The 13,553-nt window shown below is 69.7% G+C and carries 15 protein-coding genes; 9 read left to right on the top strand and 6 right to left on the bottom strand.

The genetic code is table 11. The annotated features are described in order from the left end of the window. Window positions 1-2: 2 nt before the first annotated feature. Both dapB and znuA read right to left on the bottom strand, forming a co-directional pair. On the bottom strand, window positions 3-800 hold the full coding sequence (gene dapB / locus DS843_RS05710; RefSeq protein ID WP_149467917.1) for a 4-hydroxy-tetrahydrodipicolinate reductase: 798 nt from the start codon (window positions 798-800) through the stop codon (window positions 3-5). Between the two features lie 64 nt (window positions 801-864). Further along, a complete protein-coding gene (znuA, locus tag DS843_RS05705) occupies window positions 865-1,830 on the bottom strand; it encodes a zinc ABC transporter substrate-binding protein ZnuA (protein WP_149467916.1) in 966 nt (321 codons plus the stop codon). An 89-nt stretch (window positions 1,831-1,919) separates the two neighbouring features. Here znuA and znuC point away from each other — a divergent pair, with 89 nt between their 5' ends. After that, window positions 1,920-2,732 (top strand): zinc ABC transporter ATP-binding protein ZnuC, encoded by an 813-nt coding sequence (gene znuC / locus DS843_RS05700; protein ID WP_149467915.1) that lies wholly within the window; start codon window positions 1,920-1,922, stop codon window positions 2,730-2,732. Then, window positions 2,725-3,513 carry a zinc ABC transporter permease subunit ZnuB gene (gene znuB, locus DS843_RS05695; RefSeq protein WP_149467914.1) on the top strand — a complete coding sequence of 263 codons (789 nt, stop codon included), beginning with the start codon at window positions 2,725-2,727 and terminating at the stop codon, window positions 3,511-3,513. Before znuC ends, znuB begins: the two co-directional genes overlap by 8 nt. A 3-nt stretch (window positions 3,514-3,516) precedes the next feature. Here the strand turns inward: znuB and DS843_RS05690 are convergent, their stop codons facing one another. Further along, the gene (locus tag DS843_RS05690) at window positions 3,517-4,401 is read right to left on the bottom strand and encodes a LysR family transcriptional regulator ArgP (RefSeq protein WP_149467913.1); all 885 of its coding nucleotides are present in this window, start codon (window positions 4,399-4,401) and stop codon (window positions 3,517-3,519) included. A 95-nt stretch (window positions 4,402-4,496) separates the two neighbouring features. On the opposite strand from DS843_RS05690, the gene DS843_RS05685 reads away from it, so the two are divergent. Further along, the gene (locus DS843_RS05685; RefSeq protein WP_149467912.1) at window positions 4,497-5,096 is read left to right on the top strand and encodes a LysE/ArgO family amino acid transporter; all 600 of its coding nucleotides are present in this window, start codon (window positions 4,497-4,499) and stop codon (window positions 5,094-5,096) included. 284 nt (window positions 5,097-5,380) lie between these two features. Here the strand turns inward: DS843_RS05685 and DS843_RS05680 are convergent, their stop codons facing one another. Continuing rightward, window positions 5,381-6,685: a methyl-accepting chemotaxis protein gene (locus DS843_RS05680; RefSeq protein ID WP_149467911.1), complete on the bottom strand. Its 1,305-nt coding sequence runs from the start codon at window positions 6,683-6,685 to the stop codon at window positions 5,381-5,383. Between the two features lie 346 nt (window positions 6,686-7,031). On the opposite strand from DS843_RS05680, the gene DS843_RS05675 reads away from it, so the two are divergent. The 6 genes from DS843_RS05675 (at window position 7,032) to DS843_RS05650 (ending at window position 12,736) form a co-directional block, all read left to right on the top strand. Continuing rightward, window positions 7,032-7,802, top strand: coding sequence for a (Fe-S)-binding protein (locus DS843_RS05675; RefSeq protein WP_149467910.1), 771 nt, complete (start codon window positions 7,032-7,034; stop codon window positions 7,800-7,802). 5 nt (window positions 7,803-7,807) lie between these two features. Next, entirely contained in the window at window positions 7,808-9,244 is a 1,437-nt protein-coding gene (locus DS843_RS05670) for a LutB/LldF family L-lactate oxidation iron-sulfur protein (protein WP_149467909.1), read from the top strand. A 2-nt stretch (window positions 9,245-9,246) separates the two neighbouring features. Further along, window positions 9,247-9,921: a LutC/YkgG family protein gene (locus DS843_RS05665; RefSeq protein ID WP_149467908.1), complete on the top strand. Its 675-nt coding sequence runs from the start codon at window positions 9,247-9,249 to the stop codon at window positions 9,919-9,921. A gap of 108 nt (window positions 9,922-10,029) precedes the next feature. Further along, window positions 10,030-10,626: a Smr/MutS family protein gene (locus DS843_RS05660; protein ID WP_149467907.1), complete on the top strand. Its 597-nt coding sequence runs from the start codon at window positions 10,030-10,032 to the stop codon at window positions 10,624-10,626. Between the two features lie 12 nt (window positions 10,627-10,638). Further along, window positions 10,639-11,043 carry a helix-turn-helix domain-containing protein gene (locus DS843_RS05655; RefSeq protein ID WP_149467906.1) on the top strand — a complete coding sequence of 135 codons (405 nt, stop codon included), beginning with the start codon at window positions 10,639-10,641 and terminating at the stop codon, window positions 11,041-11,043. 151 nt (window positions 11,044-11,194) lie between these two features. After that, window positions 11,195-12,736, top strand: a complete 1,542-nt coding sequence (locus tag DS843_RS05650) for a sensor histidine kinase (protein ID WP_149467905.1) — start codon at window positions 11,195-11,197, stop codon at window positions 12,734-12,736. A 20-nt stretch (window positions 12,737-12,756) separates the two neighbouring features. Here the strand turns inward: DS843_RS05650 and DS843_RS05645 are convergent, their stop codons facing one another. Continuing rightward, a complete protein-coding gene (locus DS843_RS05645) occupies window positions 12,757-13,245 on the bottom strand; it encodes a hypothetical protein (RefSeq protein WP_149467904.1) in 489 nt (162 codons plus the stop codon). Beyond that, window positions 13,245-13,541: a nucleotidyltransferase domain-containing protein gene (locus DS843_RS05640; protein ID WP_149467903.1), complete on the bottom strand. Its 297-nt coding sequence runs from the start codon at window positions 13,539-13,541 to the stop codon at window positions 13,245-13,247. The genes DS843_RS05645 and DS843_RS05640 overlap by 1 nt, the downstream gene beginning before the upstream one ends. Between the last annotated feature and the right edge of the window lie 12 nt (window positions 13,542-13,553).

The following is a 13,553-nucleotide window of genomic DNA, read 5'->3' as shown; positions in this document are numbered from 1 at the left end:
GGTCAGATCCCCAGCACGTCCTTCATGCTGTAGAGGCCCGGCTGCTTGTCGTTGGCCCACAGCGCCGCGCGGACGGCGCCCTTGGCGTAGATCTGGCGGCCCGACGCCTTGTGGGTCAGCTCGATCCGCTCCCCATCGGCGGCGAAGACCACGGTGTGGTCGCCGATCACGTCGCCGCCGCGCAGCGTGGCGAAGCCGATCTCGCCGCGCGGGCGGGCGCCGGTGTGGCCGTCGCGCACCTTCTGCCAGACATCCTCCAGCGCCACCCCGCGCCCCGCCGCCGCCGCGTGGCCGAGGCCGAGCGCGGTGCCCGAGGGGGCGTCCACCTTCCGGCGGTGGTGCATCTCCAGGATATCGATGTCGTAGTCCTCGTCCAGCGCGCGGCTCACCTGCTCGACCAGGGCCAGCAACAGGTTGACGCCCAGCGACATGTTCGGCGACTGGACGATCGGGGTGTGGGTGGCGGCCTGGACGATGGCCTCCTGCTGGGCCGGGCCGATGCCGGTGGTGCCGATGACCAGCACGGTTTCCGACTGGGCGGCCAGCGCCGCGTGGCGGACGCTGGCGTCGGGGCTGGTGAAGTCGATCACCGCGTCGGCCTCCGCGAACAGCGCCGCCGCGTCGTCGATGGCCGTCACGCCCAGCGGCTCCAGGCCGGCGAGGGTGCCGATGTCCTTGCCGAGCGCGGGGCCGCCCACCCGCTCCGTGCCGCCGGCCAGCGTGCAGCCCGGCGTGGCGGCGATCTCGCGCACCAGCATCTGCCCCATGCGCCCCGCGCACCCGACGACCCCGATCTTCATGCCTGCCTCCCTGGGAGAATTCCGACATGGGTCTAGCACAGGCCGGGGCAAGGCTTAAGGGCCGTCAGGAGCCGAGGCAGCCTTTCAGCGCCGCGGCAAGGTTGCGCATCAGCGCGGGGTAGAGGCCGGGACCGTCCGCCAGATCCGCCCCCTCGGGGTCCAGCACGCCCTTCTTCGCCTGGGTGCCACCGACGACGGTGTCCACCAGCGTCGGTTCGAACTGCGGTTCCGCGAAGACGCAGACGGCGTCCAGCGAGGTGATCTTGGCGCGGATTTCCGACAGGCGCTTGGCCGAGGGGCGGCGCTCCGGATTCAGGGTGATGGCGCCGACGCCGGACAGGCCGTAATGCGCTTCGAAATACTGGTAGGCGTCGTGGAAGACGACGAAGGGCTTGCCGGTCACCGGGGCCAGCGCCGCCTTCAGCTCGGCGTCCAGCGCGTCGATGGCCTGGACGGTGCGCGCGGCGTTGGCCGTGTAGGCGGCGGCGTTGGCCGGGTCCTTGGCCGACAGGGCCTCGGCGATGGCGGCGACCATGGCGCGGGCGTTGTCGGGATCGAGCCAGATGTGGGTGTCCGTCTCGTCGTGATCGTGGCCGTCGCCGGGGGCGTGATCGTGCTTGTGCTCGTGCCCATGGCCGTCGGCGTGGCCGTGGGCGTCCCAGGCGCCGCCTTCGCGGGCGTCGAGCAGGGCGATGCCCGGCGCTTCCAGCAGCTCCACGGCCTTGGCCTTCTTCGCGTTGGCCTTCAGCGGCTTGGCGAGGAAGCCCTCCAGCTCCGGCCCGACCCAGAAGACGAGATCGGCGGCGGCCAGCGCCTTCGCGTCCGACGGCTTCATGGCGTAGGTGTGGGGCGACGCGGCACCGCGCACGATCAGCGCCGGTTCCCCAACCCCCGCCATCACCGCGGCAACCAGGGAATGGACCGGCTTGATCGAGGCGACGACCTTCGGCGCATCGGCCAGCGCCGGGGATGCGACGGCCAACGTTGCCAGAAGAGCAAGGGACGGCAGGTGACGCATCACGAAGCGCATGGGTGGGTTCCTCAACGTCTGACTGGACAGCCGGGTCTTTCCGGCGCATAGCTTTCTTCGACCCCAGAAATGTCACGTTATAACATAACATGTCAATCCATCACGCGGCCCACCACGCAGCGCGACCGCCGGCGGCTTCCCTTTCGCCTCCCCTCGTCGACGCGAGGCATCTGACGGTGCGGCTGGGCGGGCGGACGATCCTCGACCGCGTGGACCTGGAGGTGCGGCCCGGCGAGATCGTCACGCTGATCGGCCCCAACGGCGCGGGCAAGACGACTCTGGTGCGCGCCGTCCTGGGCCTCGTCCGCGCCTCGTCCGGGGTGGTGGAGCGCCGCCGGGGCCTGCGCATCGGCTACATGCCGCAGCGCCTGACGGTCGACGCGACCCTGCCGCTGACGGTGCGCCGCTTCCTGGCGCTGTGGCGCCCGGTGACCGACGCGCGCATCGCCGACGCGCTGGAGGAAGCGGGCGTCACCCACCTCGCCGCCAGCCCGGTGCAGAGCGTGTCCGGCGGGGAGATGCAGCGGGTTCTGCTGGCCCGCGCCCTGCTGGGCGACCCGGAATTGCTGGTGCTGGACGAGCCCGACCAGGCGGTGGACGTGCATGGGCAGGCGGAGCTGTTCGGGCGCATCGAGACGCTGCGCCGGACCCGCGGCTGCGGCGTGCTTCTGGTCAGCCACGACCTGCACACGGTGATGGCCCGCACCGACCGCGTGCTGTGCCTGAACGGCCATGTCTGCTGCCAGGGCGCGCCGGAGGACGTGCAGCGCCACCCGGAATACCGCGCCCTGTTCGGGCGCCACGCCGACGCGCTGGCCGTCTATGTCCACCACCACGACCACGCGCACGCCGCGGACGGCGCCGTGATGCCCGGCCATGACGGGGATTGCTGCCATGGATGACTTCGTTCTGCGCGCGCTGGCCGCCGGCTGCGGCATCGCGCTGGTGGCCGGTCCGCTGGGTTCCTTCGTGGTGTGGCGGCGCATGGCCTATTTCGGCGACACGCTGGCCCATTCCGCCCTGCTGGGGGTGGCGCTTGGCTTCCTTCTGGGCGTCAACCCGCTGGTCGGGGTGGTCGCGGTCTGCGTCGCGCTGGCGCTGGCTCTGGTCGGGCTGCAAGGACGCCGGACGCTGGCCTCGGACACGGTGCTGGGCATCCTGTCGCATTCGTCGCTGTCGCTGGGCCTCGTCGCCATCGCCTTCCTGGAGACGCTGCGCGTCGATCTGGTCGCCTATCTGTTCGGCGACATCCTGAGCGTCACGCACGCGGATCTGGCCTGGATCTATGCCGGCGGTGGAGCGGCGCTGGGCGGGCTGCTGCTGCTGTGGCGGCGGCTGCTGGCCGTGACGGTGAACGAGGATCTGGCGCGGGTGGAAGGCATGCCGGTGGAGGCGCTCCGGCTGGCCTTCATGCTGCTGATCGCGCTGGTGATCGCGGCGGCGATGAAGATCGTCGGCATCCTTCTCATAACCTCGCTTCTCATCATCCCGGCGGCGGCGGCCCGCCGCTTCTCACGCACGCCGGAGACGATGGCCGCACTGGCGTCGGTCTTCGGGATCGCCGCGGTTCTGGGCGGGCTGTTCTCCTCCCTGAATTGGGACCTGCCGGGCGGGCCGAGCATCGTGGTCGCCGCCGCGGCCCTGTTCCTGGCGAGCGTCATCGTGCCGGCGGGCAACCGCTAGCCGTCACGCTTGCGTCAAGTGGGCGCGCGCCGTCGTCAACACCGCCCGCGTGATGCCCGCCAGGGTGCGGCTGGCGATGCGGCTGCGTTGCCAGAACAGCGGCACGTCCAGCGGCTGGCCCGGCACCAGCGCCACCAGCCGCCCGTCGCGCAGGGCACCGGCGACCAGACTTTCCGGATTCATCCCCCAGCCGAGCCCGGCCAGCGCCGCATCGACGAAAGCGTGGGTGGAGGGCATCCAATGGGTCGGCGAGGCGATCTCCGCCCCGAACGCCTGCCGGGTCCACTGCGTCTGAAGCCTGTCCTTGCTGTTGAAGGTCAGGCGCGGCGCGCGGGGGAGCGACGCCGCATCCACCCCATCGGGAAAATGCCGCCGCAGGAAGGCCGGACTGGCCGTCGCGACGTAGCGCAGCGCGCCCAGCGGGGTGCTGTCGCAGCCCTGCACCGGCTTGCCGCCGGACGTCACCGCGGCCAGGACCTCGCCCCGGCGCAGCCAGTCGGCGCTGTGGTCCTGATCGTCCAGGACGAGGTCGAAGAGAAGGTCCGGAGTTTCGGCCATCGCGGCGACGAACCATGTGGCGAGGCTGTCGGCGTTCACGGCCATGCGCACGGTCACCGGCGGCCCGTCCTGCGGAACACCGGGAAGCGCTTCCCGCAATTCGCTTTCCAGGAGGGACACCCGCTCCGCGTGCTGGCTCAACAGCAAGCCGGCGGGTGTGCCGGTGCAGGGCGATCCGCGCACCACCAGGATCGCTCCCATCCGCTCCTCCAGCAGCTTCACGCGCTGGGACACGGCGGAGGGGGTGACGTGAAGCTGCTGCGCCGCCCGCTCGAAACTGCCGCTGCGGACGACCGCCGCCAGCGCGGCGAGCAGGGCGTAGTCCAGCATGGATCAGCGTTCCTTAATTGGGGTAAGGGACTTTAGTTATTCTAATCCAAACCGCCATGGTATCGGAACGGCCTCTTTCAAAGAACGGGGCCGTCATGCTGTCCGCTTTCCTTCCCGGTCTTCTGCTGGGCCTCAGCCTGATCGTCGCCATCGGCGCGCAGAACGCCTTCGTGCTGCGCCAGGGCCTGCGCGGGGAGCATGTGCTGGCCGTCTGCCTGACCTCCGCGGTGTCGGACGCCCTGCTGATCCTGGCCGGGGTCGGCGGCTTCGCCCAGGCCAGCCGGTGGCTGCCGTGGCTGGAGACGGCGACCCGCTACGCCGGGGCGGCCTTCCTGCTGGTCTACGGGCTGCGCAGCTTCCGCTCGGCCTTGCGGGCGGGCGGCGCTCTGACCCCGGCAGCGGCGGTTCCGGCGGGGCTCGGCGTGACGCTGGCGACCTGTCTGGCTCTGACCTGGCTCAACCCGCACGTCTATCTGGACACGGTGGTGCTGGTCGGCTCCGTGTCCACACAGTTCGCGGAGGGCAAGTACGCCTTCGCGCTGGGGGCGATGACGGCGTCCTTCCTGTTCTTCTTCGCGCTGGGCTATGGCGCGCGTCTTCTGCGCCCCGTCTTCGCCCGGCCCGGCGCATGGCGGGTGCTGGACACGGGCATCGGCGGCGTCATGTGCATGATCGCGGTGGGATTGGTCGTCTGAGCAGGGCAACGAGGTCAGGTCAACAGGTTCAGTCGGAGCGACGCCCACTCCTTCTCCCCCTGGGGAGAAGGTCGGGATGAGGGGGCGGCCGAAGGCCGGAAAAGCCCAGCATGGAGCAACGTTCCCCCCTCACCGGCCCTTCGGGCCACCCTCTCCCCAGGGGGGAGAGGGCTATTCGATGCCTTTGGGACAGAAATCAACCTGACCTCGTTGCCCTGGTCGCCTGAGCCGCGGGACCCTGATACGGGACCGGCGCGGGGACACGCCCCCGCGCCGGATTTCCATCAGGACGCCTTCAGCGCCTGCAGGAAGGTCTCGACCTGATGCTTCAGGCTGTCGGACTGGCCCGAGAGGTCGGAGGAGGAGCGGATGACGAGGCCGGAGGCCTGCGCCGTCTCGTTCGACGCCACGCTGACCGCCTCGATGCTGCGGGCGATCTCATCCGTGCCGCGGGCGGCCTGGGCGACGTTGTTGGAAATCTCCTGCGTCGCCGCCGCCTGCTCCTGAACGGCCGAGGCGATGGTGGTGGAAATCTCGTTGATCGAGCGGATCGTCTCGCCGATGCCCTGGATGGCGCCGATCGTCTGGTTGGTCGCCGCCTGGATGCCGGCGATCTGGGCGGAGATGTCCTCGGTCGCCTTGGCCGTCTGGTTGGCGAGGCTCTTCACCTCGCTTGCCACCACGGCGAAGCCCTTTCCCGCCTCGCCGGCCCGCGCCGCCTCGATGGTGGCGTTCAGCGCCAGCAGGTTGGTCTGGCCGGCAATGCCCTGGATCAGCTTCACCACGTCGCCGATGAGCTGCGCCGACTGGGCGAGGCTGTCGGCGGTGCCGCCGATCTGCTCGGTGCGCGACACCGCCTCGCGCGCGATGGCGACCGACCGTTCGACCTGCTGGCCGATTTCCCCGATGGAGGCGGAAAGCTGCTCCGCGGCGGCGGCGACCGCCTGGACGTTGGACGCCGCCTGGGCGGTGGCGGTGGCGGCTTCCGCGCTCTGGCGGGTCGACCGTTCCGACAGGGCGCCGAGCTGCCGCGACACGCCCTGCATCTCGGTCGAGCTGCCGGACACCGCCTGCACCACGCTCTTGACCTTCGCGTCGAAGTCGGCGGCGAGGGAGGCGGCGCGCCGACGCATCTCCTCCTCCTCCTGGATGTCGATCAGCGAGCCGCAGGCGCGCAGCGCCACGCCGGCCGCGTTGCGCCGGCAGCCGCCGATGGCGCGGAACCAACGGTAGGAACCGTCGCGCATCTTCACGCGGTAGCGCACGTTGAACGGCGTGCGGCCGCTGGCGTCGGCCAGGAAGGCGCCGAAGGCGGCGAAGGTCGGGGCGCTGTCGTCCGGGTGCAGGCGGTCCGACCAGGAGGTCATCAGATTCGGGAAGTCCTGCTCCCCCTCGAAGCCGAGCAGGCGGCGGAACTGCCCGGACCAGGTCCAGCGGCTTTGCGGATGCGCCGGGTCGCCGTTGTGGAACACCGCGTCCCACAGGCCGACGCCGGCATGGTTGCCGTAAAGGTCGAGCGCTTCGGTCAGCTCGGCCAGCTCAGCGCCGCGCTGGTTGCCACCGGCGGACCCACCCCGGAAAAAACTCATCAGACTCATCGCCTTGCCCCTTACCCTCGCACGATAACCGGTACAACCCTTAGCAGAGAGCCATGGCCGAACGACCGGCCGTCCTATTCTCATATACGGAAAATATGTGAATTTAGATTTCAATTCGGTAAAAATTTTTACGATGATTTCCAGACAGAAAGCGTGCCTGTCGCATCGTTTCTTTCACTTTATTTTTGATCCGTCATCCTTTTTGATTGGGCAACTCTCGGTTGCTTCGCGACGCGGTGCGAATGGACGCCACCGGCCCGGCCCGTTGCCATCCCCGGCGGGACGACCTACAGTCGCCACCGTGAGGGGATCAGCACACAAGAAGAAACGGGACATCATGACCGACACGCGCCCCGCCCCCCGAGTGGGGCTGTTCGTCACCTGCCTCGTCGATCTCTACCGCCCGACGGTCGGCTTCGCCGCGGTGAAGCTGCTGGAGGACGCCGGCTGCACGGTCGAGGTGCCCGCCTCCCAGACCTGCTGCGGCCAGCCGGCCTTCAACGCGGGGGACCGGGCGACCGCGCGGGATCTCGCCCGCAGCACCATCGCCGCCTTCGAGGGGTTCGATCATGTGGTCGTCCCCTCCGGTTCCTGCGCCGGGCAGATCCGCAAGCATTACCCGGAGCTTCTGGCCGACGACCCGGCCTGGGCGGCACGTGCGCGGCATGTGTCGGCGCGCACGCACGAGCTGGTGTCCTTCCTGACCGACGTGCTGGGGGTAACGGACACCGGCGCACGCTACGACGGGACGATCACCTACCACGACAGTTGCTCGGGCCTGCGCGAGCTGGGCGTGAAGGAGCAGCCGCGCCGCCTGCTGGCGAAGGTCGAGGGGCTGACTCTGAACGAGCTTCCGGGGGCGGAGGTCTGTTGCGGCTTCGGCGGGACCTTCTGCGTCAAGTATCCGGACATTTCCAACCGCATGGTCGAGGCCAAGACGGCGGACATCAAGGGCACCGGGGCCGACACGCTGCTGGCCGGCGACATGGGGTGCCTGCTGAACATGGCGGGCAAGCTGAAGCGCGAGGGCTCCGCCGTCCGCGTCCGCCATGTGGCGGAGGTTCTGGCCGGCGTCACCGACGCTCCCCCCATCGGCGAGAAGGCGTGAAGACGATGCAGCCCACCACCCACGCCTTCCCCGAGAACGCCCGCAAGGCGCTGAGCGACGAGCGGCTTCAGAAGGTCCTGGCCATCGCGCCCGCCGGTTTCGTCAACCGCCGCAAGCAGGCCGCCGACCGCCTGCCGGAGTTCGAGGCGTTGCGCGACCAGGGCCGCGACCTGAAGAACCACGTCCTGGCCAACCTCGACACCTATCTGGAGGCCTTCGAGGGCAAGGTCACGGAGCAGGGCGGCCATGTCCACTGGTGCCGCACCGACCAGGAGGCGCGCGACGCCATCCTGGGCATCTGCCGCAAGGTCGGGGCGAAGACCGTCACCAAGGGCAAGTCGATGATTTCCGAGGAGATCGGGATCAACGACCACCTGGAGGCCAACGGCCTGACCCCCATCGAGACGGATCTCGGCGAATACATCATCCAGCTCCGCCGCGAGCCGCCCAGCCACATCATCGCCCCGGCCTTCCACCTGTCCAAGACGGACGTGGAGGGCACCTTCCGGCAGGCCCACACCGACCTGCCCCCGGACCGCGTGCTGGACGAGCCGAAGGTGCTGATCGCCGAGGCGCGGCAGGTGCTGCGCCGCAAGTTCCAGCAGGCCGACGTCGGCATCACCGGGGCCAACATCATGGTGGCGGAGACCGGCTCCACGGTCATCGTCACCAACGAGGGCAACGGCGACCTGACGCAGATCCTGCCGCGCGTCCATGTGGTGATCGCCACCATCGACAAGGTGGTGCCGACGCTGGAGGACGCCGCGCTGGTGCTGCGCCTGCTGGCGCGCTCCGCCACGGGGCAGGAGGCGTCGGCCTACACCACCTTCTCCACCGGCCCGCGCCGCCCCGGCGACCTGGACGGGCCGGAGGAGTTCCACGTCGTGCTGCTGGACAACGGGCGGTCGGCGCTTCTGGGCACGGAGTTCCAGGACGTGCTGCGCTGCATCCGCTGCGGCGCCTGCATGAACCACTGCCCGGTCTACGGCGCGGTCGGCGGGCACGCCTACGGCTGGGTCTATCCGGGGCCGATCGGGTCGGTGATGCAGCCGGCCCTGCTGGGCGTAAAGGAGGCCGGGCACCTGCCCAACGCCTCCACCTTCTGCGGGCGGTGCGAGGCGGTCTGCCCAATGCGCATCCCCCTGCCCAAGATGATGCGCCACTGGCGGGAAAAGGAGTTCGAACAGAATCTTCAGCCCGCCGCGATGCGCCGGGGGCTGGCCCTTTGGGGCTGGTTCGCGCGGCGCCCGGCGCTGTACCACGCCGCCACCCGTATGGCGGTGCGGGCGCTGGGTGCCTTGGGCCGCGGCAAGGGGCGCTTCGCCAGCCTGCCGCTGGCCCGGAGCTGGACGCAGCACCGCGACATGCCGGCGCCGGAGGGCAAAACCTTCCAGCAGATGTGGGCCGAGAAACAGGCCGCCGAGAAGAAGGGGAAGCGCTGACCATGGCCGACACCGGCTCCGCCCGCGCCCAAATCCTGGGCGGCATCCGCAAGGCGCTGAACTCCGCCGAAGGGTCCGAGGAAGCCCGCAAGCGGCTCGCCACCCACCCGCGCAACCTGATCCCGGCCCGCGCCCGGATTCCCCACGACCGGCAGGTGGAGCTGTTCGCCGCCATGGCCACGGAGGTCTCCGCGACGGTCGAACTGCTGGGCGGCATGGCGGACGTGCCGGGGGCGGTGGCCGACTATCTGGCCGGGCTGAACCTACCCGCCGAGGTCCGCGTCGCCCCGGACGCCGCGCTGGACTCCATCCCCTGGGACCGGCGCCCGACCCTGACCGTGACCAAGGGCCGCGCCCGCGACACCGACGGCGCCTCGCTCAACGGTGCCTTCGCCGGGGTGGCGGAGACCGGCTCGCTGATGCTCCTTTCGGGGGCGGAACGACCGACCACGCTGAACTTCCTGCCCGACACCCACATCGTCGTGCTGCGGCGCGGCCAGATCGTCGGCACCATGGAAGACGCCTGGGACCGCCTGCGCGCCGCCGGAGGAGACGGCGCCCTGCCCCGCACCGTCAACTTCATCACGGGACCGTCGCGGACCGGCGACATCGAGATGCGGATCGAGCTGGGCGCCCATGGGCCGCGGCGCCTTCACATTCTGCTGGTGGAGGATTGACACGGCTGAGCGTTCAAGGGTTTATCGGAGCGTTGTCCGTGCCGGAACCTCTGCAGCCGTGTTTGATCCGCTCCGCCTCCTGACCAGCGCGCCTGAAAGGTTCGCGCCATGAGCCGCCGCCGCTCGGTCACCACCGAGGAACGGCGCCTGTGGCGGATCGCCATGCGCGACGCGGAGCCGATGCCGGGCCGGGCCGCCGAGGACCCGGAGCCGCCCGCCACCCCCGCCGCGGAGCCGGAACCGGTCGCCACCACCGCCTCCCCTCCCCCGACCCTGCCGCCGCGCGGCGGCGTGCCGAAGGGCGGACGACCGTCCCAGCCGCCGCTGAGGGTCGGCAACGTCGACAACATCGACCGCCGCACCGCCGACCGCTTCTCGCGCGGCGAGATGGAGATCGACGGGCGCATCGACCTGCACGGGATGAGCCAGTCCCAGGCCCACGGCGCCCTGTCGGGCTTCGTCCACCGCGCCTGGCACGAGGGGCGGCGCTGCGTGCTGGTCATCACCGGCAAGGGCACCTACACCGGCGGGGCCGGCGTGCTGCGCCAGTCGGTGCCGCGCTGGCTGGCCGACTCCCCCCTGCGCCCCATGGTGCTGGCGGTGCGCCCGGCGCAGCCCCGGCACGGCGGCGACGGGGCGCTGTACGTCCTCATCAAGCGGCGCCGCGACCAGCATCAGGGCGGTCATCAGGGCTGGCACCGGTAGGACGGGACGGCGATGACACCCTTCGGCGAACGGGTCCGCGCGCTGCGCGAGGGCAAGGGCGTGACGCTCAAGCAGATGGCGGCGGATCTGCACATCTCCTCCGCCTACCTGTCGGCGCTGGAGCATGGCAAGCGGGGCCAGCCCTCCGCCCAGCTCGTCCGGCAGATCTGCGCCTATTTCGGCATCATCTGGGACGAGGCGGAGGAGCTGGAACGGCTGGCCGACCTGTCGCACCCGCGGGTGACGGTGGACACCGCCGGCCTCAGTCCCAAGGCCACCGAACTGGCGAACCGTCTGGCTGAGCGCATCCACGACCTGGACGAGGGCACGCTGGACCGGCTGCTGCTGCTGCTGGACGAGGCGCCGGCCCGCAGCGGCGCAGTGGTGCGGCGGCGTGCGTCGCCCCGGCGCCGGTAGGACCGCAACGTCCCGAGTCGCCTTGTGGGTTAATCCGTCGCACCTTCGCCGAAGGCAACCGGACGTTTCGCGTTCGCTTTCGCCGCCCCGAATCCTTTAAATTCCGCTTCGGGATGCCCCGAACCCAGGCTTGACCAGACCGGATTATCGCATGACCGCCGAGGTCGGGTCCGTGACGCCGCCGAACGGTGTCACGGACGCCCAATTCCGCTCCATCTTCGAAAACGCGTCGGTCGGCATGGTCGTGGCCGGCCTGGACGGCCGCATCCTGGCCGCCAACGACGCCTTCGCCCGCAACCTGGGGTACAGGGCGGAGGATATGGTCGGGCGGCATCTGGCCGACATCACCCACCCCGAGGACTGGGCCTGGGAAAGCCTTCGTTTCGGGCGGGTGGCGCGGGGCGAGGCGGAGCCGAGCCCCTTCGAGAAGCGGTTCCTGCGCCCCGACGGCACCGTGATGCGCGCCGCCATGCGCCCTTCCCGCCTGCATGATCCGGACGGTCGGCCGCAGGCCTTGGCCGCGGTGATCGAGGACGTGACGACCGTTCGCGCCGCCGATGAGGAGCTTCAGCGCAGCGAGGCGCGCAACCGCGCCATCGTGCAGCAGGCGGTCGAAACGATCCTGACCGTGGACGCCCGTGGGATCATCCTTTCCGCCAACCACGCGGCGGAACAGCTTCTCGGTTACGGCCCGGAGGAGCTGATCGGCCGGCACATCACCGTCCTGATGCCGCCGGACGAGGCCGCGAAGCACGGCGGCTACATGCGCCGCTACGCGGAGACGGGGGTGCGGCAGGTCATCGGCTTCGGGCGGGAGGTGACGGCCCTGCGGCGGGACGGCAGTTCCCTGGTGGTCTGGCTGTCCCTGTCGGAGATCGACCTGCCGGGCTTCCACGTCTTCGTCGCGATGCTGCGCGACCTCAGCGCCTTCAAGGCCGCCGAGCAGGCGCTGATCGAGGCCAAGGAGGCGGCGGAACTGGCGAACCGGGCCAAGTCCGCCTTCCTCGCCAACATGAGCCACGAGCTGCGCACGCCGCTGAACGGCATCCTGGGCTTCGCCGACGTGATCCACCAGCAGATGCTGGGGTCGCTGGAAAACCCCATGTACGTCACCTTCGCGGCGGAGATCAAACGGTCGGGCGAGCTGCTTCTGGCCAACATCAACGACCTGCTGGAGATGGCCACCATCGAGGCCGGTCAGGTCGGCCTGGAGGAGGCGCTCTGCGATTTCCGCGACGTGGTGGTGTCCTGCCTGCGTCTGGTCGCCAAGCGCGCGGAACGCGGCAAGCTCCATGTGGAGGCCGACATCGCGACGGAGCTGCCGCCCCTGCTGGCCGATCCCCGCGCGCTGAAGCAGGTGCTTCTGCATCTCCTGTCCAACGCCATCAAGTTCACGCCGGAAGGCGGGCGCATCGGCGTGTCGGCCCGCGTGGATTCCGCGGGCGCCCTGGTGGCGGAGGTGTTCGACAGCGGCGTGGGCATCCCGGACGATCGGCTGGAGACCGTCTTCCAGCCTTTCTTCCAGGGCGATTCCACACTGGCCCGCCGCTTCGAGGGCATCGGACTCGGCCTGTCCATCGCCAAGTCGCTGGTGGAACGGCACGGCGGCAAGCTGGAAATCCGCTCCCTGGAAGGCACCGGCACGTCGGTCGTCATCCACCTGCCGAGGGAACGGTTCCTGACGGATTGGTGAGAGTGGAAAAAGGCCGCTTTTCAGAGTGACGAAAGGTCAGCGAGCCCCTTGGCCGAAACATGGACCCGCACACGGTCGAGAACCCCGAAAAGGACGTCGATGGCCTCATAGGCGCGGTTCAGGCGCTCCACTTGGATATCCGGTTCGCGCGGGTATTCGTGGGCCAGCGTGTTCCGCAGATCGCGCATTTCCCGCCAGACGGCGGCAGACTCGATGATCCCCCACTTCTCCAGGAGGTTGGACAGATCGCGTGGCGTCTTGCCGGACAGCTCGACCTCCTCCAGGACCATAAGCCCACGGAGTATCTGCGAATCCAGCATGTCCTGAAGATTTTCGAAGCGCTTGATGAAAGCATCGAAATGGGTGCGCTCCATATCCGACAAGGCGTCCATGCGCACCGCGTCGAGGGGCATCAGATGCCGGAGCGCGCTTTTGGACTGGCTGAGCCGATGCGCGATCGACTGGGCCGACGCCAGATTCCGAACGAAAAGCCGGGCCTTGGCATCCATCACAACGTCATCCCCATGTCGCGTGCGATCTCCGCGATGGGCGACGGGGGGCGCCCTTGCGGATGCAGAACCACGTCGATCTTCTGTTCGCCGATGCGGTCTTCCAGACGGTGCCGGAAGAGGCATTCGTTGCGAAAGTTTGCCTGGGCCGGCTCCACCTCCAGAAATAGGTCGATGTCTCCACCGCGCCGGGCGTCGTCCAAGCGGGAGCCGAACAGCCGCACGGTGACCGCCGGGCCGAAGACCTCGGCGGCTGTCTGCTTGATCGCGGTGACTTCGGCGGTGGTCAGACGCATGTCGCCAGTCTA

It is taken from the genome of Roseomonas genomospecies 6, from assembly GCF_008365375.1.
Classification (GTDB): domain Bacteria; phylum Pseudomonadota; class Alphaproteobacteria; order Azospirillales; family Azospirillaceae; genus Azospirillum.
Note: the sequence above shows the minus strand (reverse complement) of the source record. Positions and strands in the feature narration are given on the sequence as shown.

Bases quoted from the DNA above. Each gene is read 5' to 3' on its own strand.
- DS843_RS05650 (WP_149467905.1), top strand. From the start codon at position 11,195: ATGACCGCCGAGGTCGGGTCCGTGACGCCGCCGAACGGTGTCACGGAC.
- DS843_RS05680 (WP_149467911.1), bottom strand. From the start codon at position 6,685: ATGAGTTTTTTCCGGGGTGGGTCCGCCGGTGGCAACCAGCGCGGCGCT.
- znuC (WP_149467915.1), top strand. From the start codon at position 1,920: ATGTCAATCCATCACGCGGCCCACCACGCAGCGCGACCGCCGGCGGCT.
- DS843_RS05675 (WP_149467910.1), top strand. From the start codon at position 7,032: ATGACCGACACGCGCCCCGCCCCCCGAGTGGGGCTGTTCGTCACCTGC.
- DS843_RS05645 (WP_149467904.1), bottom strand. From the start codon at position 13,245: ATGGATGCCAAGGCCCGGCTTTTCGTTCGGAATCTGGCGTCGGCCCAG.
- DS843_RS05665 (WP_149467908.1), top strand. From the start codon at position 9,247: ATGGCCGACACCGGCTCCGCCCGCGCCCAAATCCTGGGCGGCATCCGC.
- DS843_RS05685 (WP_149467912.1), top strand. From the start codon at position 4,497: ATGCTGTCCGCTTTCCTTCCCGGTCTTCTGCTGGGCCTCAGCCTGATC.
- DS843_RS05640 (WP_149467903.1), bottom strand. From the start codon at position 13,541: ATGCGTCTGACCACCGCCGAAGTCACCGCGATCAAGCAGACAGCCGCC.
- dapB (WP_149467917.1), bottom strand. From the start codon at position 800: ATGAAGATCGGGGTCGTCGGGTGCGCGGGGCGCATGGGGCAGATGCTG.
- znuA (WP_149467916.1), bottom strand. From the start codon at position 1,830: ATGCGCTTCGTGATGCGTCACCTGCCGTCCCTTGCTCTTCTGGCAACG.
- znuB (WP_149467914.1), top strand. From the start codon at position 2,725: ATGGATGACTTCGTTCTGCGCGCGCTGGCCGCCGGCTGCGGCATCGCG.
- DS843_RS05670 (WP_149467909.1), top strand. From the start codon at position 7,808: ATGCAGCCCACCACCCACGCCTTCCCCGAGAACGCCCGCAAGGCGCTG.
- DS843_RS05690 (WP_149467913.1), bottom strand. From the start codon at position 4,401: ATGCTGGACTACGCCCTGCTCGCCGCGCTGGCGGCGGTCGTCCGCAGC.
- DS843_RS05655 (WP_149467906.1), top strand. From the start codon at position 10,639: ATGACACCCTTCGGCGAACGGGTCCGCGCGCTGCGCGAGGGCAAGGGC.
- DS843_RS05660 (WP_149467907.1), top strand. From the start codon at position 10,030: ATGAGCCGCCGCCGCTCGGTCACCACCGAGGAACGGCGCCTGTGGCGG.